The sequence below is a fragment of the Corynebacterium sp. NML 150383 genome, from assembly GCF_002285085.1.
GTDB lineage: Bacteria > Actinomycetota > Actinomycetes > Mycobacteriales > Mycobacteriaceae > Corynebacterium > Corynebacterium gottingense.
In genome coordinates, this window is record NZ_NSGK01000003.1 from 240,026 (window position 1) to 260,743 (window position 20,718).

Here is a 20,718-nt window from a genome sequence, read left to right on the forward strand (position 1 = left end):
GGCGCTAGAAGCGCGTGACCGTGCGGAGCTGCGCCACGTCCGGCCGGACGACGATAGTGGCGTAGGCGACGACGAGGCTCCCCTCGTACAGCTTGCGGGTCACGCGCTGCAGTGGCGCATTCGCCGCCATTTGGAGTCGGCCGCGCTCCACATCTGTAGCCGCGCCGGGGGTGACCACGTCCTCGCGCAGCGTTGCCGCCTCCGGCCGCCTGTCCACCGTCAAAGTCAGGCTGCTCACGGCGTAGCCTTCCTCGTATCCTGGGCGCACGTAGAGCGTCTCCGAAAACGCCGGGGCCCCGTCGGCATAGTGCACACGCTCCTCCGCATACACCTTGTCGCTCGCCCCGTCGCCGAGCTCGGCGTCGGTTTCGGCGTCTCCAAAGGCCGCGGCAACAACCCGAGGAGGGGTGATGCGTCCGGAAAACAGCAGTTTGGAGACGATGTCCACCCCTTTCTCCTCCAGCTGCGCCGCCAACCCGGTCGCCCCATTGAGGTCCACGACGGGCGGCAGCGCGCGCACAAACGTGCCCCCGGCTCGGCCGCGCTTGCGCTCAATGATGCCTTCAAGCTGCAACACATCAAGCGCGTGCCGCACTGTCATCCGGGCGACGTTGAACTGGTCGACTAGCTCGCGCTCGGGTGGGAGCTTGTCACCGGGCTTGAGTTCGTGAGACTCAATCCTGGTGCGCAGCGTCTCCGCGATACGGAGATACGCCGGTTTCGTCGCCATAGATACCTTCCCTCGCTCTCCCTCGCGCAATGGGAAAACTCCCAAGACGAGCAATTCGGCCGTTGATTTACGTTCATTTACACGCAGCCGTCAAAATTATTGAAAACGGCTGTGTAAATTTCTCTTCGATCAACGTTAATCAACAAAGGATGCAGTTACCCCGCATTCTTTCTACGCGCCCAACCGACAGTTGTTGTCAAATCAATGGTCTAAATTTGGACGAACGTCGCCCTTTCCGACCCCGGCAGCACACACCCAAACGGGTGCACACCTCCCCCCGATCACCCCCAAAAGGTACATTCCGACCGGACATGCATGCCATGCATGAAAAACCTTGAAATTACCCCCTATTAGGGGTCTAACTTCGATGCAATTTATGCACCCGCAGGTATAACGAGGTCACCAGGCGAACTCGCCGCACCGAGCTTCCTAGCGTCCGGCTTACAACGCCGCCACGGCTTGCTCGAGGTCGGCGATGAGATCGTCCACGTCCTCGATGCCCACCGAGATGCGAACCAACTCCGGCGGGACCTCGAGCGCCGACCCGTTGACCGCCAGGTGCGTCATGGTCGCCGGGTGCTCGACCAGACTCTCTACTCCACCGAGCGATTCTGCGAGGCAGAACAGCTTCGTCGACAAGCAAAACTCCTTCGCCTGCTCCTCGGTCTGGAATTCGACGGACACCATGCCGCCGAAGCGCGTCATCTGGCGCTTCGCCACCTCGTGGTTGGGGTGCGAGGCAAGCCCCGGGTAGTGGACCTTGGCCACACAGTCCTGGCGCTGGAGGAAATCGGCGACCGCCTCGGCATTATCGCAGTGGCGGTCCATGCGCACCGCAAGCGTCTTCAGGCCGCGGGCGGTGAGGTAGGTATCAAACGGTGACGGGATCGCGCCGACCCAGCCAAAGAAGAAGCGCAGGTCCTCCTCCAGATTCGCATCCTTGCCACACACGATGCCGCCAACGACGTCAGAGTGGCCACCGATATACTTGGTGGTGGAGTGCAGCACCACGTCCGCGCCCAGCTCGAATGGCTTTTGCAGGTAAGGAGAGGCAAACGTGTTGTCCACGACGAGGGTTGCTGCACCTTTGGCCCTACTGATTGCCGTGATGTCCGCGATGTTTAGCAGCGGGTTCGTCGGAGTCTCCACCCAAATCACCTTGGTGTTGGGCTGGATCGCCGCAGTGACCGCGTCGGTGTCCGTAATGTCCACCACCGAGTTCTCCACGCCCCACAGCGTGAAGACCTGTTGGATGAGGCGGTAGGTGCCGCCGTAGGCGTCGTTCCCGATGACGATGTGGTCCCCGGGCTTGAGCAGGATGCGCAGTAGGGAGTCAATCGCCGCCATTCCGGAGGCGAACGCCACGCCGTAGTCCGCCCCCTCCAGCGCGGCGACGGTCTTCTCCAGCGCGGTCACGGTCGGGTTACCCACGCGCGTGTACTCGTACCCGCCGCGGAGCTTGGCCAACCCGTCCTGCGCGAATGTGGTGGAGGCGTAGATCGGCGCATTGATCGGTCCGTACAGGCTGTCAGGCTCGTACCCAGCGTGAATTGAATCTGTGGAGAACCCAGAGGTCATCGCGGTACCTTTCTTGTCGTCGCGGCCCCTCCGTGCGACGCATCCGTGCGGCGAGGGGAAGTTTCCCCGAAGTGTAGACCAAGCGGTTCATTTTGGGTGCGGAATGGGCGAATTTTATGCACAGGACGTTCGTTCCGTCTGGCCAGCACCGGCACATCCAGCCGGTTAAGATTGCACCTGATGAGCTATACAACAACACTTCTCGCAGCAGCATCGAACGACACCGAGGCGCGCGTTGACAGCGCCGTCTCCGGCCTCTCCACCTGGTGGAACGACCCCGACACGCAGCAAAACTTTGTCACCCGCCCCTTGTGGATCCTCCTGATCATCCTCGTGGCCTCCGTGCTGCAGTGGGTGCTCAACCGCCTGATCCGCCGCGGTGCCGAAAACGCAATCAAGAACCCTGGCAGCGGTGTGCCCTTCCGGCGCGGGGAGCGCGACGTTGATTCGCCACAGGCGCGCTCGCAGGAGCAGCGCCGGCAGGCTCGCATCCGCACCCTGTCAAACGTGGGTCGCTCTGCGGTGGCCATTGTCATCTGGGTCTGGGCCATCATGGCGATCCTGGACCAGCTCGGCGTGAACGTCGCCCCACTCGTGGCCTCTGCAGGCATCGTCGGTGTCGCTCTCGGCTTCGGCGCGCAGTCGCTGGTCAAAGACTTCTTGTCCGGCATGTTCATCCTGCTTGAGAACCAGTACGGTGTGGGCGACGTCATCGCCGTCAATGACGTCGAGGGCACTGTCGAGGACATGACCATGCGCATCACCACGCTGCGCGACATCGACGGCACGCTCTGGTACATCCGCAACGGCGACATCGAGCAGGTTGGCAACAACTCAGACCGCTTCTCGGTCGCCCGCATGGAAGTCCCCGTCTCCCTGTTCGCCGACCCATCGAAGGCCGCAGACGTGATCCTGGATGCCGCCCGTGCCGCTGCCCAGAACGAGCGCGTCCGCCGCAACATCATCGGCGAGCCCGAGCTCCTCGGCGTATCCAGCTTCACTACCGACCACCTCACCTATCGCGTTACCGTAAACACCATGCCCGGCGAGCAGTGGGGCGTGAGTCGCTTCATGTACGAGCAGATCCTCGAGGCCATGCAGGAAGCCGACGTCCGCCTGCCGGGCTCCGAACCCACCCTCGTGCGCAATGACCCGCGCGACAAGATCACCGAAAGAGGGCCCTCCAATGACCAGTAACCCGCAGGAGCATTCGCTATACGACGCCCTTGGCGCCGACTTTTTCCAACGCCTCGTCGAAGGCTTTTACAACCAGGTCAAAGAAGACGACCTCATCGGCCCGATGTACCCGGACCAGGACTGGGACGGCGCGCAGGACCGGCTCCGTTGGTTCCTCGTGCAGTACTGGGGCGGTCCCCGGACCTACCAGGAAAAGCGCGGCAACCCCATGCTGCGGCGCCGCCACTTCCCCTTCCCCATCGGCGAGCCAGAGGCGGATCGGTGGCTACACCTCATGGAAAATTCGCTGAACCAGTTTTCGGACGAGGAGCTCCCCGAGGCGTACCGCTTCGCCCTGTGGAACCACATGCAGCGCGTCGCCTACATGATGATCAACCAGGGTCCGCGCGCGTACTAAACGAGCGCGCTTAGACGAACAGCCCGAGTCCCGTTGAGTGGTAAACGGACCCAAACGGGGCGTCGAGACGCACCCAGCGCCCCGCGGTGGACACCCGCAGATGGCGCGGGATGTCAATGGGGGCAGCGAAGCCGGGGATGAACCCCAGCGACGTGCAGGTAAAAATCATTCGCATGGGGATCTCCACCGGGCTTGCAGACTCCGCGTCGGCGGTCAGCACCGTCGAGTCCAACAGCGACTTCGGCGGCCCCATCGGCCCGGAAAACTGGCGGGCGAGTTCTCGGCCCTTGTCGGCGAGCTGGCGCGCCACCGAAACTGGCACCTCGTCACGCACCGTGAAGCCCTCGCGCGGGGGCAGCGCGCCGGGCCAGTTGGGGTCCCGCGCCGCACCGACTTCGGCGCGGCCAGCCTGCAACGCAGCCAGCAGATCGCTCGCCGCCACCACTGCCCCATCGCGCGAGGCCTCGCCGCTCACCCGGCGCGACGCGATGCAGTCGAAGGGGGTGGTGACATAGACGTCGACCGCGGGGGCGCCTGCGTCGAGCGACTGGAACCGGGCCGACGCGGAGGCGTCGAGGCCGGTGGCCCGGCCGATCAGCGCTGTCAGCCCCGGAGCGCCGTCCGTAATGCGGAGGGACTCCATTTACTCCTCGCCAGCTTCGTCGATGCTCGAGGCAACGCGGGTGAGGATGCCGATTTCCTTCTGGGTGATCTGGCGCGGGGACGTCGTCGCGGTGTCCACGGTGACCTGCACGGTTTCCACCACGCAGCAGATGTGGCCTTGCGCGTCCTTAATCTCCTGGCGCGTGGTGAAGGAGGTGTTGCCCAGCCGCACAACCTCGGTGTCCACGGTGACCTCGGTCGTGTTGGGCAGCAGCGGGCGGATGTAGTCCGCGTCAACGCGGCGGACAAACACGACGAACTCGTGGCCCTGCGCCTCGAAGAACTGCTGCGCAAACGCCAGGCGCGCCTCCTGGGCGAGCTCGATGTAGGCGGAGTTGGTGACGTGGCCGTACCGGTCAAAGTCGCCCCAGCGCAGCGAAACCTTGTGAGTATGCGGGGCCCCGGCGCCGTTCGCGCCTGCGGTCTCGCCGTGTCCTGGTTGCTCAGCCATATTCTCCACTCCAAACTTCGCGGGTATGCGGTGCACGTTCTGCCGACATGCTACCCCACAACCAACGCCCCGCCACGGAACCAATGTGAGCTGGCTCTCGGGGCGGGGCGTGAAGCGGGAGGCCGGGTGGCGTCGAGAAGCGTGTGCCTAGCGCGTCAGCTTGCGGTGCGTGACGCGGGACGGCTTCGCGGCCTCTTCGCCCAGTCGCTCGACCTTGTTCTTCTCGTAATCGCCGAAGTTGCCTTCGAACCAGTACCACTGGCCTTCCTCAACGTTGCCTTCCCAGGCGAGGATGTGGGTGCAGGTGCGGTCCAGGAACCAGCGGTCGTGCGAGATGACCACGGCGCAGCCCGGGAATGCCTGCAGCGCGTTTTCCAACGAACCCAGGGTTTCCACGTCGAGGTCGTTGGTGGGCTCATCGAGCAGGATCAGGTTGCCGCCCTGCTTCAGCGTGAGCGCCAGGTTGAGACGGTTGCGCTCACCACCGGAGAGGACCTTGGACGGCTTCTGCTGGTCAGCACCCTTGAAGCCGAAGGCGGACAGGTACGCGCGCGAGGGCATCTCGTTCTGGCCAACGTGGATGTAGTCCAGGCCGTCCGAGACGACCTCCCACACCGTCTTCTCCGGGTCGATGTTTGCGCGGTTCTGGTCCACGTAGGACAGCTCGACGGTCGAGCCCACCTCAACGTCGCCGGAATCCGGGTCCTCGAGACCCACGATGGTCTTGAACAGGGTGGTCTTACCCACGCCGTTCGGGCCGATCACGCCAACGATGCCGTTGCGCGGCAGGGTGAACGAGAGGTCCTTGATCAGCGTTCGCCCGTCGAAGCCCTTGTTCAGGTTTTCCACCTCGACGACCTTATTGCCCAGGCGCTGCGGGGTCGGGATCTGGATCTCCTCAAAGTCCAGCTTCTTGTACTTCTCCGCCTCTGCCGCCATCTCTTCGTAACGCTCCAGGCGGGCCTTGTTCTTTGCCTGGCGAGCCTTCGGCGAGGAGCGAACCCAGTCCAGCTCCTTCTTCAGGCGCTTCTGCAGCTTCTGGTCCTTCTTGCCCGCGACCTGGAGGCGCTCCTGCTTCTTCTCCAGGTAGGTGGAGTAGTTGCCCTCGTACGGGTAGAGCTGGCCACGGTCGACCTCGCAGATCCACTCCGCGACGTTGTCCAGGAAGTAGCGGTCGTGCGTCACAGCAAGGACGGCGCCCGGGTAGTCCTGCAGGTGGCGCTCCAGCCACAGCACACTCTCCGCGTCGAGGTGGTTGGTCGGCTCGTCCAGCAGGAGCAAGTCGGGCTCGGACAGCAGCAGCTTCGCAAGCGCCACTCGACGACGCTCACCTCCCGACAGGTTGGTCACCGGGGAATCCGACGGCGGGCAGCGCAGCGCTTCCATCGCCTGCTCGATCTTGGAGTCGACCTCCCACGCGTCGGCCGCGTCGAGCTCCTCCTGGAGCTTGCCCATTTCCTCCATGAGCTCGTCGGAGTAGTTGGTCGCCATCTCTTCGGCGATCTGCTCGAAGCGGGCCTTCTTTTCAAAAATGTCGCCGAGGCCCTCCTCGACGTTCTCGCGGACCGTCTTCTCCTCGTTCAGCGGCGGCTCCTGCAGCAGGATGCCCACCGACGCGCCGGGCTGGAGAAATGCCTCGCCGTTGTTGGGCTGGTCAATTCCCGCCATGATCTTGAGCAACGACGACTTACCAGCGCCGTTGGGGCCCACGACACCGATCTTGGCGCCGGGGTAGAAAGCCATGGTGACGTTGTCCAGAATGACCTTGTCACCGATGGCCCTGCGAACGTTTTTCATCGTGTAGATGAATTCAGCCACGTGAAGTCCCCTCTTGTGAATTCGACTGCGAAATTGGCGTAAATGCTTTCCACAGACTACATCATTTCGGGGCCTCCACATGGCCTGACTGCCTGCACCAGACCAGGCATCGCGCGCGGGGAAGCAGCGACAGATCAGCGTTGGGTGAAGTGACGGCTTAGAACGGCACCCCCTCGGCGTCCGCGGAATCCGCAGAGTCTGCGGAATCTGCTGCGTTTGCGCCACGCGCGCCGCCACCGCCGGCGGCCGCGCCGACCAACACGGGCTCGCGCTCTTTGGCGCGCTTTGCGTGCCCGATGGCGTCTTCCTCGCTCATCAGCCGGTCAGTAACGTCCCCGCGACTGTCGCGCGTCAGCTCCTCCGTCGTCTTCGCCCGAAGCGGTTCCTGGCCGGCCAGCGTGTTACCAACGGGCTCACTACGCACCGAGCTGACCTGGTGGCGAGCCAGGTCGAATGCAACTTGGGTCGCCTTCAGCACGATCTTTGAGCGCTTGAGTTTCTCCTGCTCGGCCCCCTCCGGCGCGTCAACCAGCCACGTTTCCGTCACCAACTTGCCACAGACGGAAACCGGCAGTCCCCGCTTCAGCGACGCCGCCACGTTGGTGGCGAGCTGCCCCCAGCATTCGACATCGATATACAGCTGATCCACGTCCTCCCACAGCACCTTCCCGGAGGAATCCTTTTCCTCCGTCGGGCGACGGCGCGAGGTGGCGAGGCGAAATTTGCACAGCACCGAATCGGTGTCCTTAAACACGCGGAGGTCTGGGTTATCAATCAGGTTGCCGTGGATGTGAGTGTGCAAGTGGCTCATGGGAGAGCCACCCCCTTTCCTAAACTTTGACGTTTGTTTCGTGCAACGGGGCGTCGACAAGCGCTTGCTCCGTTAGGCGTATTTTTACACGAAACGTACGAAATGGGAAGGGGTGGCGGACAATTTTCCAAAAATGGCAGCTAGAGTCGATTGTATTGCGCGAGCATCTTGTTGTACTGGCGCCATTCCTCGTCGTCTGTTTCTTCTGCCTTGCGGTCGGATTCGATCGCTTCCCGGTTGTCCTCCGCGAACCACGCGCGGAACAGCTGCGCAAACACGATGACCAGCGGGAACGAACCGGCCGCCCAGCCGATACCGCCGCCCACCTTTTGATCATCAAGCAAGTCCGGATCCCACGGGAGCTGCAGCGACTGGTAGAAATCCTCGCCCAGCACGAAGTTGAGCTGCATCAGGTACACGCCCATAAAGAGGTGGAACGGCATGGCGATCCACAGCCATGCCAGGCGGACTTTCGCCGAGTGGCGCGCGGGCAGCTCGTCCGGCCCAATGAGCTCCCAGAAGTAGAAGTAGCCGGAAACAAGGAACACGGCGTTCATGATCACGTGGCCCGCGTGCTCCGAGATCATCAGCTCATACAGCGAGGGGAAGACGTACATGACGTAGAAGAGCACGAGGAACTGCACCGCGGACACCGGCGGGTAGGTGATCACGCGGACGAAGCGAGAGTGCTGGAAGCTCTCCGCCCACAGGCGCGGGTTGAACTCGCCGGCCGGGTAGGCCTCGCGGACCAGTGTGAGCGGCGCCCCGAGCACGAAGAAGACGGGAGCGCCCATCGAGAGGATCATGTGCACTGTCATGTGCGTGGAGTACGCGGCCGGCATGTGCATCCCCAGCCCGGAGCTCAGCGTGACCACCACCGTGGCGCAGCCGAGCAACCACCACGCCGTGCGAGACGCGCGCCACCCGGGCACGCGGCGCACCAGGTAGAGGTAGTACACGGCAAGCAGCAGCGCGATAACGCTGTACAGCAGCTCCGGACGCCACTGCGTCAGCCAGTTGCCCCACGTGAGCGGCTCGGCAAGGTTGTAGCCCAGCGCCACCTGCATCGCGGTCAGGTCGGGGTCCAGCGGCGGCGGGGGCGGGGTGCGCCCGAGTGTGACCGACAGGCCCGCAATTGCCGCCATGACCACGACCTCCACGAGGGCGAAGCGGGTAAACGCGCCGGGGCGCGACCCCAGCTGCGGCAGCGTGAGCTGGCGGTGCGCGAACCCCATCAGGCCGAGCACGAGGATGCCCGCAAACTTGATCACCAGCACCCAGCCGTAGGCGTAGTCGAGCAAGTCGGACAGCCGGACCCGGATGAGCGCGTTGGTCAGCCCAGATACCAGCATGACCAGCAGCGCGAACAGGGCAACCGCGGAATACCGCCGCGCCGCCCCCTCGAGGTTGGGGCCCAGCCTGCGGCCGTGCGCCACCAGCGCCATGAGCCCGCCGACCCAGATGAGCATGAACACCAGGTGCCAGATCAGCGAGTTCGTGCCAAAGTCGTGGCTTCCGCCCGACGCCGAGTGACCCGTCAGCGCCAGTGGCATTATCGACGCCAACGCGCCCCCACACAGCGCCACCTGGGAAAACCAGCTGCGCGCCAGGAGTCCGCACACGCCAACGCCCGCGGCGATGATGGCGGTGACCAGCCACACCTTCGCGTCGGCAACCTGCTCCAGCGCGACGGACCAGGCACTGAGCTGGAAGAAGACCTCCCCGAGCGGTTCGCCGGAGACGTCGGAAAGCACGAGCGGAATCATCGTCAACCCGATGAGCGCGATGCCAAGCTGCGCCCATCCGCCGGTCCGCGATGCGATGATCCCGTCGACGGTGAGCTGCGCGCCGTTCAGATCCGCGCCCTCGCCGCGCCGCGTCGGCGGGATCAGCCACGCGGTGAGGAAGAACGACCCCACTGACAGCGCAAACAGTAGCCAGGCGACGCCGCGTAACGCGGGCAGGCCGGCAGTGGTCAACGCACCGGGATCAGGGATGCCGAGCGCGCTTAACGACGCCCCCGCGAACGATTGCGCCACCGCACCCGCCACCACCGCGGCGATCACGCAGGCTGCAACGTACACCGGCCAGGCGGGCCGCACTGCCCGCTTGCGAACTCCCACTTCAGACATACCCCCTACCCTACTTTTGATTGATTGGGGTGCCTAACTGGCCTTGCGCTACAATAGGCGGGCTGCACGGAGCGCCCGGGCGTACGGGTGCCCTCGTGAGCGCTGCCCCCATAGCTCAGTGGATTAGAGCATCCGGTTTCTACCCGGCTGGTCGCGGGTTCGAGTCCTGCTGGGGGCGCTTTTGCTGGGGGCGCTTTTCGTTGGGGCGAAAACCGCTGCTAGGAGGAGTTTCGGCGCTTCCGCCGCAGCATGTCCACCGCCACCGCGGTGCCGAGGATTGCCGCGTGCTGACGCTGATCCAGGCCCGGCTGGAAACTGATCCGGTACGAGGTCTTACCCATAAACGCGCGCCCCATGCCCGTGTACTCTGCATTGATGCTCGCGATCGGCTGTCCGTTGCTGGTCAGGTCAAAGTTGAGGGCGAGCAGCTTGCCATCAATCTGCACGCTGGGAAAGCCGGCGATCTCCAGGTCAAGCTTGGTGCGCAGCAGGGAAAACTTGCTGCGCAGTGTGGCGAGCACCATGTCGGGCTCCGCCAGGCGCACCTCGTAGGAGTCCCGGAGGAAATTCGCCGGGTCGGTCACGCCAAGCACGAGGGTGCCTTGGGCGTCGCGCACCTCCACCCCGCGCGAGCCACGGAACATATCGGCGAGCTGCCGCGTTTGCCGCGCCGTGCCGACGAGCTGGCCCTGCCCGTCGGTGATTTCAAATTCGTCGGTACCAAGTGCCTTGGTCTGGCTGAAAATCAGTTCATCGCGATCAAGCATGACGCCAGGCTACCGCCACGGCAGCCACCACGCTTTCCGATGCGGCGGCGCGTGCCGCACTTCCGGCTTCGCTTCGTCGACCTCCGGAGTCGCCTCAGGCTTCTCGACGACTACGTCTTCCCGGTCTTCCCTTAGCTCGTGGGCCCCGTGGTACTCCTCTGCTTCCGGCACATCCGGTGCGTCTGGCGCTTCTACCAGCTCGGCGTCAGTACCGTCGGCGGCGTCAGCGCCGTCAGTGACGTCACGCCGCACTTGCGTTCATGCCAGGCCGAACTTCTTCACGTTCGCGTTCACGGCCGTACGCAGGAGCGCCAGGTTGGTCCGGGAGGAGTCGACTGCCACATAGATGAACAAGTCATTTTCCAGAATCTTGATCAAGTGGAACTGGTCGGTCAGGGTAAGCAGCATGTCCTGCAGGCCACCCTGGATGCCCAGCGCCTCCATGGTCTTGAACTTGGCCTTCACCATCTCAGAGTTGTACGCAGCCGCGATGTCCAGGTCGAAGTCCGGGTAACGGGAGGTGGACACCAGGGACATACCGGTGTTGATGTCGACGACAGATGCGCCAATGAAGCCGCTGAGGTCCTCAGAGACGGCGTTGAGGAAGTTGTTGAGATTCTCCTGCTGGGACATTCGATTCCTTTTCGTATTCTCGTGTAATTGCTGGTCACGGCGCACAGGTACGCGCCCGTTTGGGACGGTGGAAGTGCACGCTGGCCCGGATTGCCACCACAGAATACCGCAATATTAGACAAATGGAAAGAAAAGTCTGATAATTTGGGTGTCACTCCCCAAACTGAACCTGAGGAAATGATATGACTCAAACGCCCGCCACTGGGCGGCGCCACGGAAAGGCCGAGGACATCACCGCCGATGACCTGGACCCACACCTGACAATGCCCTCGGACGCCATCATTGGCGCGTACTCAGATTCCGAGGTCGTTTTCGTCGGCCCGGTTGGGGTTGGCAAGACGACGGGAGTCGCGACCATCTCGACGGTGACGCCCATCAATACTGAGGCGCACGCCAACGCTTCCGACGACTTCCTCGCGCAGACCAAGACAACGACCACCGTGGGGATCGACTTCGGCGTCTGGGACCGCGCCGACACCACGCGCGTTGCCGTCTTCGGCACCGCGGGCCAAGACCAGTTTGATGATGCGCGCACCCCCGCCCGCAATCCGGCCGCAGCGCTCGTGGTCTGGCTCTTCGGGCTCCCGCAGCTCCTGGAACAGCAGGTCGTGCACTGGCTGGAGACCATCGGGAGCTTGGACGCCTATCACCGCACCACCTTCGCGGTGAACTTCATCGACCCGGATGGGCCCGACCCGCTCCCGATCCTGCGCGATTTCCTTTCCACGGTCGGCCACTCCGACATTCCCGTGGTGGCGGCCGACCCGCGCGTGCACGACGACGTGGCGCGCGTTATTGACCTCGCCCTGACCAGACTGGAGGATTACCTGTGACCGCGACGCTTGAAAACACGACGACCACGTTGGCCACAGACGGCCTGGAGGGCGGAATGTCAGAAGCCATGAAAGATGACGTCAAAGCTCAGATTGGGCGCCACCGCCGGGTGCGCGGCACCGATTTCGCTACGAACGACCTGGCTGCCGCCGCTCTGCCATACATGTCGCGCATGCGCCACCAGGTACCGGGAATCTACGCAGTCGTCCTCGGCACCGGCGACGGCACCCACGTCTGCTCGATCGGCCTCGGCGACGCGCTCGACGCCGCCCGGATCAGCGCCCTAAACTCATCGATGTTTGGCACCGCCGGGGCGCAGGCCGCGATTGTGGACCCCTCCCGCGACCCCGATGAGGCGAAAGGCGAAGGACGCGACGCTATCGTCAGCGTCTCGCTGCCAAACGACGAGGTCATCGCACTGGCAAAAGTGGCGCACCCGCCCGTCGGCCACCTGGTCCTGGCTGTTTTTGCCCGCGATGTACAGCTGGGCATGGTGGTCCACCACGCGCGTACCTCCGCGCAGGCGCTCTCGGAGTGGCTGGACGAGGAGTAATCCCACTTGACGTTACCCCGCGTTCCGGTACACTTTCCACTATGGAAAACATGGAGACGCAGGGTCGGCAAAGCACGACCAATCAGCACGCCAGAGTCAAAAACAAGGACACAGCCGCCTCCGCTCGCGAGGCGCTCGAGGTAATTCGCGACACCGAAGCCCGCACCAAGGCATCACAACCCGTGCCGTGGCTGAGCATCGTGGCGACCAGCCTGTGTTTCGGTGCTGGCATGTACTTCACCCTCGTTGGCCACCCCTGGGGCCTGCTTATCCTCCTTGCTGGCGTGGTGGGCATCATCTGGATCGAGCTTTCCGCCAAACGCGGGGTGCGCACCGCGATGAAGCAGGAGGTGCGCGAGGATCCGAAGCTCAATTGGAAAGCTGTCGTCATTCCTCTGCTCGCGTACCCCCTCATGACGCTCGCTGAAGGAATCGGCACAGTGGCCTGTGCCATCGTTGCGGTAGCCACAACCGTGGGTTTTATCGCTGCCTACGGCCTGACCTGGAACAAGTACCATGACTAACCCCGTCATCCACCCCATCAACCGTTTGAAGATTTGCGCGGCGCTCAACGCCGGCGGCGCCATCGAAGGCGAGACGCGCTACGAAATGCGCTTCAGCACGCTTCGCGACGCCACCCAGCTTTCCGACGCCACGCTGTCCAAACAACTCAACGCCCTGGAGGAAGTCGGTTTTGTGACCCGGTTCCGCGAGTACGGCTCGACACGGGCGAAGGACACGGTGTGGGTCACGCTCACCAGGGAGGGGCGCGAAGCCTTCCAGGCGCACATGGAGGCGTTGGAGGCGCTGGCGAGGGGTGAGGTGGGCGTCGAGAAGCACTAGCCCAGGTACCCTGAAGACCATGACTTTTCCAGCCCCCGAAATTGACTCTTATGCCCTGGTGACCGGCGCGTCACAGGGCATTGGCGAGGCGATGGCGCGCGACCTCGCCGCCGCCGGCTACAACCTGATCATCGTCGCCCGTCGCGAAAACGTGCTCATGGAGCTCGCCCACGAACTGAGCGACGCGCACGGCGTCAACGTCGAGGTCGTGGCCGCCGACTTGGCCAAGGAGCGCGACGTGGACGCGCTGCTCGCGCACATTGCGACGCGCAAGGTGACGCTATGCGTGAACTCGGCGGGCATCGCCAGCTTCGGCCCATTCATGCGCCAGGACTGGGGCTACGAGACGAACCAGTACAACCTGAACTCCACCGCCGTGTTCCGCATCACCAAGGCCGTGCTGGACCAGATGGTGCCGCGGGGCGAGGGGGCGCTGTGCAACGTCGGCTCGGCAGCAGGCAACATCCCCATTCCCAACAACGCCACCTACGTGTTCACCAAGGCTGGCGTGAACGCGTTTACCGAGGCCCTGCACTTCGAGCTCAAAGATTCGGGCGTGCACTGCACCCTGCTTGCACCGGGCCCCGTGCGCGACGCGTACATTCCGGAAGAGGAGCAGTCCATCGTGGACAAGGTCGTACCGGATTTCCTGTGGACCACCTACGACTCGTGCGCCCGCGACACGCTGCGGGCCATGCGCGCAAACAAGCGCCGCGTGGTCCCCGGCCCGCTGTCCAAGGCGATGGACGTGGTTTCCACCTACGGGCCGCGCGGCGTGATCGCCCCGCTCGTAGGCAGCTTTTACGCAAAGATGGGAGAAGAGTAACCGTGGACATCCACGCAAAAGACAACCGGATCGTTTGGGTCGACTTGGAGATGACCGGGCTGGATACGCACCGCCACGTGATCGTCGAGGTGGCGGCACTGGTGACCGATGCCGAGCTCAACATTTTGGACGAAGGCCTGGACATCGTCATCGGAGCGACCGAGGCCGAGCTCGCTGAGATGGATGACTTTGTCACCAAGATGCACACAGATAACGGGCTGCTCGACGAGATCAAGGCGTCGACCGTCACCATGAAGGAGGCCGAGGACGCCGTCCTGGCACTGCTGGACAAGCACTGCGATAAGGCGCACCCCGCTCCCCTGGCGGGCAACTCAATTGCCACCGACCGCGCCTTTATCCGCGAGCAGATGCCACGCCTCGACTCGGCCCTGCACTACCGCATGATCGACGTCTCCACCGTCAAGGAGCTCACCCGCCGCTGGTTCCCGCGTGCGTACTTCAACCAGCCCGAGAAAGGCATGGCGCACCGCGCGCTCGCGGACATCGTGGAATCCATTCGCGAACTGGACTACTACCGCCGCTCCGTGTTCGTGGAATCTCCCGGCCCGGAGACCCCGGAAGCTGAGCACGCAAGGGACGCTGCCAATAGCGCCTACCAGCCGTTTTTGTGATTTAGAGACCGCGTACTAAGGTAGTTCCCGCTGCTGAAAACGCAGCGATGGTGGCTGTAGTTCAGCTGGTAGAGCACCAGGTTGTGATCCTGGGTGTCGCGGGTTCGAGTCCCGTCAGCCACCCCAAAGTTACCCCGTGACCTATACAAACAGGTGACGGGGTACATTGCTTTCTCGGTCGGCCGCGCCCTACAGCGCCTGCTCGCCACACTCGCCGGTACGCACGCGGATCACGTCGTCGACCGGAGAGATCCAAATCTTGCCGTCGCCAAACGCCCCCGTGGATGCCGCCCGAAGGATGGCGTCCACCGCCCGGTCGGCCAGCCCCTCCCCCCCGTGACAATCTCGAGCTTCAGTTTCGGCACGAAGTCCGCTGCAACCTCTGCGCCGCGGTAGACCTCGCCGCGCCCGCCACGAAGTTGCCCGCGGAATCAGCGATCTGGCCCCCTGACCCCAAATGCCTGCAGCGGGGTGGCCACGATCCCGGCGATGTCGTCTCCAGCGTACGACGCCGACCATCCCCACAACACGTAGACGACGGGGACGACCGCCATCGCGGCGAAGGACGTCACCATCATGATCAGCACGTTCTGCCGACCCGCCATCCCTCCGTAGAACAGCGCGAGTCCGGGCGTCATGAGCAACACCAGGGAGGCGCTCATGAGCATCCACGCGGAGTTCCCTGACGCCGCCAACAACAAGCGAGAAGGCAAATAAAAACGCTCCAAGCACAATCAGTGCCTGGAGCAGATCGCTTGTCGACGCCTACGCGCCACCAACCTTACGCATTGGGATCCTCGGTTCCACCCGAGCGCATTTCCCAGTCCATGTTCCAGTAGCCGAGCCCGTCGTACGGCGTGAGCGTGCCACCGTATGTGTTCTGTACAGTCACCACATCGCCGCGCTTCACGTTCTCCTGGAACCACTGCGCGTCCGCCATAGACGCGTTAATGCAACCGTGCGATTGGTTCGTGTTGCCGAGCGCCCACATCGCCCACGGCGCGGCATGGAGGTAGATGCCGGAGTAGGACAGCTGGGTCGCGTACGACACCGGGGTGACGTAGCCACCCTGCCCGAGGCCGAGACCATAGGTGCGCGAATCCATCACCAACGAATTGTGCATGTCGCCCACAATGTAGGTGCCGTTCGGCGTATCACGCGAGTTATCGCTACCCATTGATACCGGGAAGGACTTCACCAGTTCGTCATTTCGGTAGAACTTCAGCATCTTATCCGCGTTGTCCACCACAGCCTCGACCTTGTCACCAATGGTAAAGCTGTGCTCGACGTCTTCGACGCCGTAGACCCCGCCGCCCATATCCTTGCCGTAGACGTTGGCAGCGACAGTGACCTCGGTGCCAGGCTCCCACAGATCCTTCGGACGCCAGCGCAGCTCGTAGGGATCGAGCCAGAAAAATCCACCCTCGGTGTCGTTGGAGGTCTCCACGTCGATGAGCTCCTCAACGGCCTTCGTGTCCTGAATCGGCACGTCGAAGCGGAACGTGATTGCTTGCCCCACACCGACGTTGTCACCGTCAAGGGGACCCAGGTACACGTTGGTCTCAGCCGCCGGAACCACCGTGGTAAAACTCTGCTTCACCTTCTGGCCCGCAGCATCTTCAGCCTTGACGGTGTACGTGCGACCGTAACCGAGCGGCTCCACCGTTTCCCACTCAGTCTTCTCATCGTTCATCTTCGCCTTGACAACCTTGCCGTCCTCGTTGGTCATCACCACAGACGACAACCCCTCATCCGACGTCACGGTGACGGACTCACCAGGCTCAGCGTCTTCAGCACCGTCATCGAAAGAGAATTCCGGCGGATCCGGCTTCGGCTCCTCTGCCGCTTCCTGCTCCTCGGTCTTGGCAACGTGCTGTGTTTCAACCTCATTCGTCTCACCGATCGTGCACGACACCAGTGTGGTGGCCATCGCGGCCGCCGCAACGACGCCAGCTGCCCGGCGCACCACTTTCCCTACACGCATGAACGCTTTCCTACCTCCAATATCGCGTTTTGCATTGCAACTACCCTATCTGCCAAAAGCACCCAAACGCTACTTCAATTCACTTGGAAAAGATTACAATTTGAACACTACGAAAAAGGCTCGTGACCTGGCGATTTCACCCCCTACAAGGAAAGGTGTTATTGTTTTCAACGTCGCCGAGAGCGACAGAGAGAAAAACAAAATACGCGCCATTAGCTCAATTGGTAGAGCAACTGACTCTTAATCAGTGGGTTCGGGGTTCGATTCCCTGATGGCGCACAGCATTACCCCCTCGCGGAGATACCGAATGGTACTCCGCGAGGGGGTTTCTCTTTCGGTACGTTAGCCCCTAGAACGCATCACCCACGACAATCCCGCACATCCCCTCCCCAGACCCACAAACCTGAGAGACTTTCTTAACAAAGGAATAGGTCACCCTTTTTATATCCTGCAGATTTAGTGCTTCTGCCACTTTCCTGAAACAAAAATGCGCATACATTTGCCTGTCGCCTGAGAATCAATTAAGGTTGCTACTATGAATACGGCACTCCTGCTTGTAGACGTCCAAAATGACTTCTGCCCCGGCGGACCGCTTGCAACGGCTCGCGGGGATGAGGTGGCGTCGAAAATCGCCCAGTTCCTCAGCACCGAGGACAACCGGACGCGCGAGTACGCGCACATCATCGCCACCCAGGATTGGCACATCGACCCGGGCGAGCATTTCTCTGAGAACCCCGACTTCCAGGACTCGTGGCCGCCGCACTGCGTCGCGGACTCCTACGGCGCGAAGATCCGCGGGCCGATCGACACCTCGCTGATCGGCCACTTCTTCCGCAAGGGCGAGCACTCGGCCGCATACTCCGGCTTCGAGGGCCACGACGACAACGGCATGCTACTGGGCGATTGGCTGCGCGAGCACGACATCAACGAGCTCGATGTCTGCGGCATCGCCACAGACCACTGCGTTCGCGCCACGGTGCTCGACGCGCTGAAGCAGGGTTTCAAGGTCCGGGTGCTGCGCGGCATGGTTGCCCCTGTCGATGACGCGGCGGGGGCCCGGGCCCTCCAGGAGATGATGGACGCCGGGGCGGAGATCGCCTAACGCCGAGGCGTTTGTCGACGCTGCAGCGCAGCAAAAACCGTCCACCCACCAATCGGTGGTGTGGACGGTTTTTCGTTGTTCCGAAGCGGTCTGACGCTAGTTGCGCGACAGCAGCTTCTGCAGCTCGTTGAGCTCCTTCTTGCGCTTGCGGCCGTTGAGCACCCTGATGCCGACGATCGCGGCGATACCGACGCCGATACCGGCGAGGACCTTCTGCACCGTCTCGTCCTTCAGCCACTCCAGAGCGCCGTCCTTCGCGCCCCCCGCGAGGGTGGACGGGTTCGCGCGATCCGCGAGCTCGTCCAGGGTGCTGGCAAGCTGGCTGCGGGTGCGGGAGATGTCGCGCTCAATGTCGTGAATGTCTCGTGCCACGTTCAATTCTCCTACGTTGTACTCGTTTGTCGGTTCTTGTGACCACAGTAGTGTAAAACGTGTAAAACGGTGAAGTATGAATGATCAGATCAGACTGGAAAAGGGCGACACCGCCCCAGCGTTCACCCTGACCAACGACAAGGGCGAGCAGGTCTCCCTGTCAGATTTCGCCGGAAAGCGCGTCATCGTGTACTTCTACCCGCGGGCGAACACCCCGGGCTGCACAACCGAGGCGTGCGACTTCACGGAAAAGCTCGAGGATTTCAACAACGCCTCCGTGACCGTGCTGGGCATCAGCCCGGACCCCACCGACAAGCTCGCGGACTTCCGCGCGAAGCACGACCTGGGCATCGAGTTGCTTGGTGATGAATCGAAGGACACCCTCATCGCGTACGGCGCGTTTGGGGAGAAGAAGATGTACGGCAAGGTGACGGAGGGCGTCATCCGCTCCACCTTCCTGGTGAACGTGGCTGAGGACGGCACCGGCACCATCGAGGAGGCCAAGTACAACGTCCGCGCCTCGGGGCATGTCGATCGGATCCTGCGCGACTGGGATATTTAGCAGCGTTGAAGGCCCGGGCAAATAGCGCCACCCAGGTGTGATCTTCGCCGTGTTTCGCGGGAACTTTTTGCTTATTCACGCCACGCACGGGCATAATGGTCATATCAGTGAAATTTTGTCCCCCACCGATTTGATGCGGCGTTGACCTGCCGCGACGAAGTGAGGCCTCATGTCTAGTCCAATCAATCCCAGCGATTCCCGCGCCGACGACACCGCCGGTGCCGCGCGCCCGTCCAGTCCGTACCCGCTGCAGGGCGCGCAAGACAACGAAGCGGACGCACGTCCCCGCTCCACCACTGCCCAGTGGGCGACCGTAATCGTCCTCGCTCTCATCGGCTTCGGGCTCCTCGGTTGGTTGCTGCTCAGCGACAACGATGATGAGACCGCCCCGGCGACGGACACCCCCGTGAGCGCCAACGCTACGGCCGGTGCCAACGCCACCGGCGCGCAGGCGGAGGCGCTCAAGGCGGCGGAGGTACACCTGAACGGTCAGGCGATGTCTGAGGAAAACCTGTACACCCTGCTGCGCGACACCGATGGTTTCGACCGTGAAACCGCGAGCTACGCCGTCGACCACCTCGACGCGGACTTTAACCAGCTCGCCCTCCAGGTAGCGCAGCAGATGGAAGAAGACGGCACGAGCCGCAGCGAGCTCACCAAGGCCCTGACTGAAGGGCCCGAGCACTTCACCCGCGAGCAGGCTGAGTTCGCCGTCGAGCACCTCTAACGCAGCCGGAACACGCGCGAGCACAAAGCACCTGGGGCCTTGATGCCCCAGGTGCTTTCTCGTGTGCGCCCGGAGAGACTTGAACTCTCACGTCCGTAGACACTGGAACCTAAATCCAGCGCGTCTGCCAATTCCGCCACGGGCGCGGTGACCATCATGCTACACGGCGCGACGCGCCCGCCCGAAACCGGTAAGCCCCCGCTCACCCCATCAAACTTTAGTTTGGTTGCGCGTGCGGAGTTGGTAAACTGTCCGCTTGTGAGTGAGTTCGGCGAAACAGAGGCCCCTGCACCGGAGAAGCGCTCCCGCGTGAAGGTGCGCGCGTGGCATATCCTGCTGCTTATCGCCGCCGTCATCACCTGCTGCCTGCTGGCGTGGTGGCAGTGGACCCGCTTCCAGTCCGGCACGGGCACGTTCCAAAACCTTGGGTACGCCCTCCAGTGGCCGTTCTTCGGGGCGTTTTTTGTTTACGCCTACCGGGCGGGCATCCGCATGGAAAACGAGAAGATCGACGCGATCAACGCCGGCGAGCAAATGGACAGCCTGTACGAGGCGGACCTGGCCAAGTACGGTGCGGACCCATCGCAACCGAAAACTATCAGCGAAGACTTCCTCCCATCGCGGCCGCAGATGGACGTCCAGGAATACAACGACATGCTCACGCCGCGTAGGCAAACCCCACACCAGCACAAATCCGAGGAGAAGGACGCATGACCGAGCAAACCCCCGCTGCCACCCCGAAGATCCACCCGGAGCGTCAGCGCCGCGTGCGCACCGCGCTGCACCTCTTCTCCATCACGGCGTGGATCACAGGCGTACTTTTCCTCTTGCTCATCACCCGCATGGTGATGCAGTACGGCCTGGGCATGGACGTGTCCCTCCTCTCGTGGGTGGCTCGCGTCCACGGCTTCGCGTTTATGTTCTTCCTCGTCGCCTCGCTGAACCTGGGGCTTAAGGCCCGCTGGTCATCGGTGACGTGGGTGCTCACCGCGGTTTCCGGCATCGTGCCGTTCATGTCCTTCATCGTCGAAGCGAAGCGACGCAAGGAAGTCACCGAGACTTTCCAGCTCGGGTAACCAAGGCGGTCGGGCGCCGGTTACGCGCCC

Annotated in this window: 26 protein-coding genes, 4 tRNA genes and 1 pseudogene; 16 read left to right on the top strand and 15 right to left on the bottom strand. The window is 63.0% G+C overall.

Annotated elements, in window-relative coordinates:
- Positions 1-4 precede the first annotated feature (4 nt).
- Together CKJ85_RS05010 and CKJ85_RS05015 are read right to left on the bottom strand one after the other, a co-directional pair.
- Positions 5-730: a GntR family transcriptional regulator gene (locus tag CKJ85_RS05010; RefSeq protein WP_095553627.1), complete on the bottom strand. Its 726-nt coding sequence runs from the start codon at positions 728-730 to the stop codon at positions 5-7.
- Positions 731-1,171: 441 nt separating this feature from the next.
- Positions 1,172-2,308 (bottom strand): cystathionine gamma-synthase, encoded by a 1,137-nt coding sequence (locus tag CKJ85_RS05015; RefSeq protein WP_095553628.1) that lies wholly within the window; start codon positions 2,306-2,308, stop codon positions 1,172-1,174.
- Between the two features lie 180 nt (positions 2,309-2,488).
- Between CKJ85_RS05015 and CKJ85_RS05020 the strand changes: the two genes are divergently transcribed.
- Together CKJ85_RS05020 and CKJ85_RS05025 are read left to right on the top strand one after the other, a co-directional pair.
- A complete protein-coding gene (locus CKJ85_RS05020) occupies positions 2,489-3,505 on the top strand; it encodes a mechanosensitive ion channel family protein (protein WP_095553629.1) in 1,017 nt (338 codons plus the stop codon).
- Positions 3,495-3,902, top strand: coding sequence for a globin (locus CKJ85_RS05025; protein ID WP_095275414.1), 408 nt, complete (start codon positions 3,495-3,497; stop codon positions 3,900-3,902). Before CKJ85_RS05020 ends, CKJ85_RS05025 begins: the two co-directional genes overlap by 11 nt.
- Positions 3,903-3,912: 10 nt before the next feature.
- Here CKJ85_RS05025 and CKJ85_RS05030 read toward each other — a convergent pair whose 3' ends face one another.
- From CKJ85_RS05030 to CKJ85_RS05050, 5 genes are all read right to left on the bottom strand, one after another.
- On the bottom strand, positions 3,913-4,545 hold the full coding sequence (locus CKJ85_RS05030) for a hypothetical protein (protein ID WP_095553630.1): 633 nt from the start codon (positions 4,543-4,545) through the stop codon (positions 3,913-3,915).
- The gene (locus tag CKJ85_RS05035; RefSeq protein WP_095275412.1) at positions 4,546-5,016 is read right to left on the bottom strand and encodes a thioesterase family protein; all 471 of its coding nucleotides are present in this window, start codon (positions 5,014-5,016) and stop codon (positions 4,546-4,548) included.
- Between the two features lie 147 nt (positions 5,017-5,163).
- On the bottom strand, positions 5,164-6,834 hold the full coding sequence (ettA, locus tag CKJ85_RS05040; RefSeq protein ID WP_095275411.1) for an energy-dependent translational throttle protein EttA: 1,671 nt from the start codon (positions 6,832-6,834) through the stop codon (positions 5,164-5,166).
- Between the two features lie 157 nt (positions 6,835-6,991).
- The gene (locus CKJ85_RS05045) at positions 6,992-7,645 is read right to left on the bottom strand and encodes a single-stranded DNA-binding protein (RefSeq protein ID WP_095553631.1); all 654 of its coding nucleotides are present in this window, start codon (positions 7,643-7,645) and stop codon (positions 6,992-6,994) included.
- 140 nt (positions 7,646-7,785) lie between these two features.
- A complete protein-coding gene (locus CKJ85_RS05050) occupies positions 7,786-9,777 on the bottom strand; it encodes a bifunctional copper resistance protein CopD/cytochrome c oxidase assembly protein (protein WP_095553632.1) in 1,992 nt (663 codons plus the stop codon).
- A gap of 104 nt (positions 9,778-9,881) precedes the next feature.
- On the opposite strand from CKJ85_RS05050, the gene CKJ85_RS05055 reads away from it, so the two are divergent.
- Positions 9,882-9,955, top strand: a tRNA-Arg gene (locus CKJ85_RS05055).
- A 40-nt stretch (positions 9,956-9,995) separates the two neighbouring features.
- Here CKJ85_RS05055 and CKJ85_RS05060 read toward each other — a convergent pair.
- From CKJ85_RS05060 to CKJ85_RS05070, 3 genes are read right to left on the bottom strand one after another with little or no spacing between them, the layout of a single operon-like run.
- Positions 9,996-10,544, bottom strand: coding sequence for an LURP-one-related/scramblase family protein (locus CKJ85_RS05060; RefSeq protein ID WP_095553633.1), 549 nt, complete (start codon positions 10,542-10,544; stop codon positions 9,996-9,998).
- A gap of 9 nt (positions 10,545-10,553) precedes the next feature.
- Positions 10,554-10,796 (bottom strand): hypothetical protein, encoded by a 243-nt coding sequence (locus CKJ85_RS05065; protein WP_095553634.1) that lies wholly within the window; start codon positions 10,794-10,796, stop codon positions 10,554-10,556.
- Between the two features lie 6 nt (positions 10,797-10,802).
- Positions 10,803-11,177, bottom strand: coding sequence for a hypothetical protein (locus CKJ85_RS05070; protein ID WP_095275406.1), 375 nt, complete (start codon positions 11,175-11,177; stop codon positions 10,803-10,805).
- Positions 11,178-11,359: 182 nt separating this feature from the next.
- Between CKJ85_RS05070 and CKJ85_RS05075 the strand changes: the two genes are divergently transcribed.
- The 7 genes from CKJ85_RS05075 to CKJ85_RS05105 all read left to right on the top strand — a co-directional run bounded on the left by CKJ85_RS05075 (position 11,360) and on the right by CKJ85_RS05105 (position 14,991).
- Positions 11,360-12,010: a hypothetical protein gene (locus CKJ85_RS05075; RefSeq protein WP_095553635.1), complete on the top strand. Its 651-nt coding sequence runs from the start codon at positions 11,360-11,362 to the stop codon at positions 12,008-12,010.
- Positions 12,007-12,564 (top strand): hypothetical protein, encoded by a 558-nt coding sequence (locus CKJ85_RS05080; protein WP_233126957.1) that lies wholly within the window; start codon positions 12,007-12,009, stop codon positions 12,562-12,564. Before CKJ85_RS05075 ends, CKJ85_RS05080 begins: the two co-directional genes overlap by 4 nt.
- Before the next feature lie 41 nt (positions 12,565-12,605).
- Complete coding sequence (locus CKJ85_RS05085) at positions 12,606-13,088, top strand: hypothetical protein (RefSeq protein WP_143340160.1); 483 nt, start codon at positions 12,606-12,608, stop codon at positions 13,086-13,088.
- Positions 13,081-13,407: a transcriptional regulator gene (locus CKJ85_RS05090; RefSeq protein ID WP_095553637.1), complete on the top strand. Its 327-nt coding sequence runs from the start codon at positions 13,081-13,083 to the stop codon at positions 13,405-13,407. The genes CKJ85_RS05085 and CKJ85_RS05090 overlap by 8 nt, the downstream gene beginning before the upstream one ends.
- 19 nt (positions 13,408-13,426) lie before the next feature.
- Entirely contained in the window at positions 13,427-14,233 is an 807-nt protein-coding gene (gene cmrA / locus CKJ85_RS05095; protein ID WP_095275402.1) for a mycolate reductase, read from the top strand.
- Positions 14,234-14,235: 2 nt separating this feature from the next.
- Positions 14,236-14,865, top strand: a complete 630-nt coding sequence (gene orn / locus CKJ85_RS05100) for an oligoribonuclease (RefSeq protein ID WP_255395997.1) — start codon at positions 14,236-14,238, stop codon at positions 14,863-14,865.
- Positions 14,866-14,915: 50 nt separating this feature from the next.
- Positions 14,916-14,991: transfer RNA gene (locus CKJ85_RS05105), tRNA-His, on the top strand.
- A gap of 63 nt (positions 14,992-15,054) precedes the next feature.
- On the opposite strand, the gene CKJ85_RS12355 is transcribed toward CKJ85_RS05105, so the two are convergent.
- The 3 genes and pseudogenes from CKJ85_RS12355 to CKJ85_RS05120 all read right to left on the bottom strand — a co-directional run bounded on the left by CKJ85_RS12355 (position 15,055) and on the right by CKJ85_RS05120 (position 16,849).
- Entirely contained in the window at positions 15,055-15,174 is a 120-nt protein-coding gene (locus CKJ85_RS12355) for a P-II family nitrogen regulator (RefSeq protein ID WP_369825022.1), read from the bottom strand.
- Between the two features lie 94 nt (positions 15,175-15,268).
- Positions 15,269-15,533 (bottom strand): annotated as a pseudogene (locus CKJ85_RS12225) (ammonium transporter); the annotation flags it as partial.
- A gap of 113 nt (positions 15,534-15,646) precedes the next feature.
- Positions 15,647-16,849, bottom strand: a complete 1,203-nt coding sequence (locus CKJ85_RS05120; protein WP_095275401.1) for an Ig-like domain-containing protein — start codon at positions 16,847-16,849, stop codon at positions 15,647-15,649.
- Positions 16,850-17,055: 206 nt separating this feature from the next.
- Here CKJ85_RS05120 and CKJ85_RS05125 point away from each other — a divergent pair.
- Positions 17,056-17,128, top strand: a tRNA-Lys gene (locus tag CKJ85_RS05125).
- Between the two features lie 256 nt (positions 17,129-17,384).
- Positions 17,385-17,951: an isochorismatase family protein gene (locus tag CKJ85_RS05130; protein WP_095547446.1), complete on the top strand. Its 567-nt coding sequence runs from the start codon at positions 17,385-17,387 to the stop codon at positions 17,949-17,951.
- Between the two features lie 96 nt (positions 17,952-18,047).
- Here CKJ85_RS05130 and CKJ85_RS05135 read toward each other — a convergent pair whose 3' ends face one another.
- Positions 18,048-18,323 (bottom strand): DUF3618 domain-containing protein, encoded by a 276-nt coding sequence (locus CKJ85_RS05135; RefSeq protein ID WP_095275566.1) that lies wholly within the window; start codon positions 18,321-18,323, stop codon positions 18,048-18,050.
- 76 nt (positions 18,324-18,399) lie between these two features.
- On the opposite strand from CKJ85_RS05135, the gene bcp reads away from it, so the two are divergent.
- Both bcp and CKJ85_RS05145 read left to right on the top strand, forming a co-directional pair.
- Positions 18,400-18,885 (top strand): thioredoxin-dependent thiol peroxidase, encoded by a 486-nt coding sequence (bcp, locus tag CKJ85_RS05140; protein ID WP_095275379.1) that lies wholly within the window; start codon positions 18,400-18,402, stop codon positions 18,883-18,885.
- Between the two features lie 169 nt (positions 18,886-19,054).
- Positions 19,055-19,612 (top strand): Ltp family lipoprotein, encoded by a 558-nt coding sequence (locus CKJ85_RS05145; RefSeq protein ID WP_095553638.1) that lies wholly within the window; start codon positions 19,055-19,057, stop codon positions 19,610-19,612.
- A 64-nt stretch (positions 19,613-19,676) separates the two neighbouring features.
- Here the strand turns inward: CKJ85_RS05145 and CKJ85_RS05150 are convergent.
- Positions 19,677-19,758: transfer RNA gene (locus tag CKJ85_RS05150), tRNA-Leu, on the bottom strand.
- Positions 19,759-19,870: 112 nt separating this feature from the next.
- On the opposite strand from CKJ85_RS05150, the gene CKJ85_RS05155 reads away from it, so the two are divergent.
- Together CKJ85_RS05155 and CKJ85_RS05160 are read left to right on the top strand one after the other, a co-directional pair.
- Positions 19,871-20,326, top strand: coding sequence for a hypothetical protein (locus tag CKJ85_RS05155; protein WP_095553639.1), 456 nt, complete (start codon positions 19,871-19,873; stop codon positions 20,324-20,326).
- A complete protein-coding gene (locus CKJ85_RS05160) occupies positions 20,323-20,688 on the top strand; it encodes a DUF3817 domain-containing protein (RefSeq protein ID WP_095553640.1) in 366 nt (121 codons plus the stop codon). The genes CKJ85_RS05155 and CKJ85_RS05160 overlap by 4 nt, the downstream gene beginning before the upstream one ends.
- The last annotated feature ends 30 nt before the right edge of the window (positions 20,689-20,718 follow it).

Excerpts from the sequence above, each read along its gene's own strand:
- CKJ85_RS05010 (WP_095553627.1), bottom strand. The coding sequence starts at position 730 with ATGGCGACGAAACCGGCGTATCTCCGTATCGCGGAGACGCTGCGCACC.
- CKJ85_RS05015 (WP_095553628.1), bottom strand. The coding sequence starts at position 2,308 with ATGACCTCTGGGTTCTCCACAGATTCAATTCACGCTGGGTACGAGCCT.
- CKJ85_RS05020 (WP_095553629.1), top strand. The coding sequence starts at position 2,489 with ATGAGCTATACAACAACACTTCTCGCAGCAGCATCGAACGACACCGAG.
- CKJ85_RS05025 (WP_095275414.1), top strand. The coding sequence starts at position 3,495 with ATGACCAGTAACCCGCAGGAGCATTCGCTATACGACGCCCTTGGCGCC.
- CKJ85_RS05030 (WP_095553630.1), bottom strand. The coding sequence starts at position 4,545 with ATGGAGTCCCTCCGCATTACGGACGGCGCTCCGGGGCTGACAGCGCTG.
- CKJ85_RS05035 (WP_095275412.1), bottom strand. The coding sequence starts at position 5,016 with ATGGCTGAGCAACCAGGACACGGCGAGACCGCAGGCGCGAACGGCGCC.
- CKJ85_RS05045 (WP_095553631.1), bottom strand. The coding sequence starts at position 7,645 with ATGAGCCACTTGCACACTCACATCCACGGCAACCTGATTGATAACCCA.
- CKJ85_RS05050 (WP_095553632.1), bottom strand. The coding sequence starts at position 9,777 with ATGTCTGAAGTGGGAGTTCGCAAGCGGGCAGTGCGGCCCGCCTGGCCG.
- CKJ85_RS05060 (WP_095553633.1), bottom strand. The coding sequence starts at position 10,544 with ATGCTTGATCGCGATGAACTGATTTTCAGCCAGACCAAGGCACTTGGT.
- CKJ85_RS05070 (WP_095275406.1), bottom strand. The coding sequence starts at position 11,177 with ATGTCCCAGCAGGAGAATCTCAACAACTTCCTCAACGCCGTCTCTGAG.
- CKJ85_RS05075 (WP_095553635.1), top strand. The coding sequence starts at position 11,360 with ATGACTCAAACGCCCGCCACTGGGCGGCGCCACGGAAAGGCCGAGGAC.
- CKJ85_RS05085 (WP_143340160.1), top strand. The coding sequence starts at position 12,606 with ATGGAAAACATGGAGACGCAGGGTCGGCAAAGCACGACCAATCAGCAC.
- CKJ85_RS05090 (WP_095553637.1), top strand. The coding sequence starts at position 13,081 with ATGACTAACCCCGTCATCCACCCCATCAACCGTTTGAAGATTTGCGCG.
- cmrA (WP_095275402.1), top strand. The coding sequence starts at position 13,427 with ATGACTTTTCCAGCCCCCGAAATTGACTCTTATGCCCTGGTGACCGGC.
- CKJ85_RS05120 (WP_095275401.1), bottom strand. The coding sequence starts at position 16,849 with ATGCGTGTAGGGAAAGTGGTGCGCCGGGCAGCTGGCGTCGTTGCGGCG.
- CKJ85_RS05130 (WP_095547446.1), top strand. The coding sequence starts at position 17,385 with ATGAATACGGCACTCCTGCTTGTAGACGTCCAAAATGACTTCTGCCCC.
- bcp (WP_095275379.1), top strand. The coding sequence starts at position 18,400 with ATGAATGATCAGATCAGACTGGAAAAGGGCGACACCGCCCCAGCGTTC.
- CKJ85_RS05145 (WP_095553638.1), top strand. The coding sequence starts at position 19,055 with ATGTCTAGTCCAATCAATCCCAGCGATTCCCGCGCCGACGACACCGCC.
- CKJ85_RS05160 (WP_095553640.1), top strand. The coding sequence starts at position 20,323 with ATGACCGAGCAAACCCCCGCTGCCACCCCGAAGATCCACCCGGAGCGT.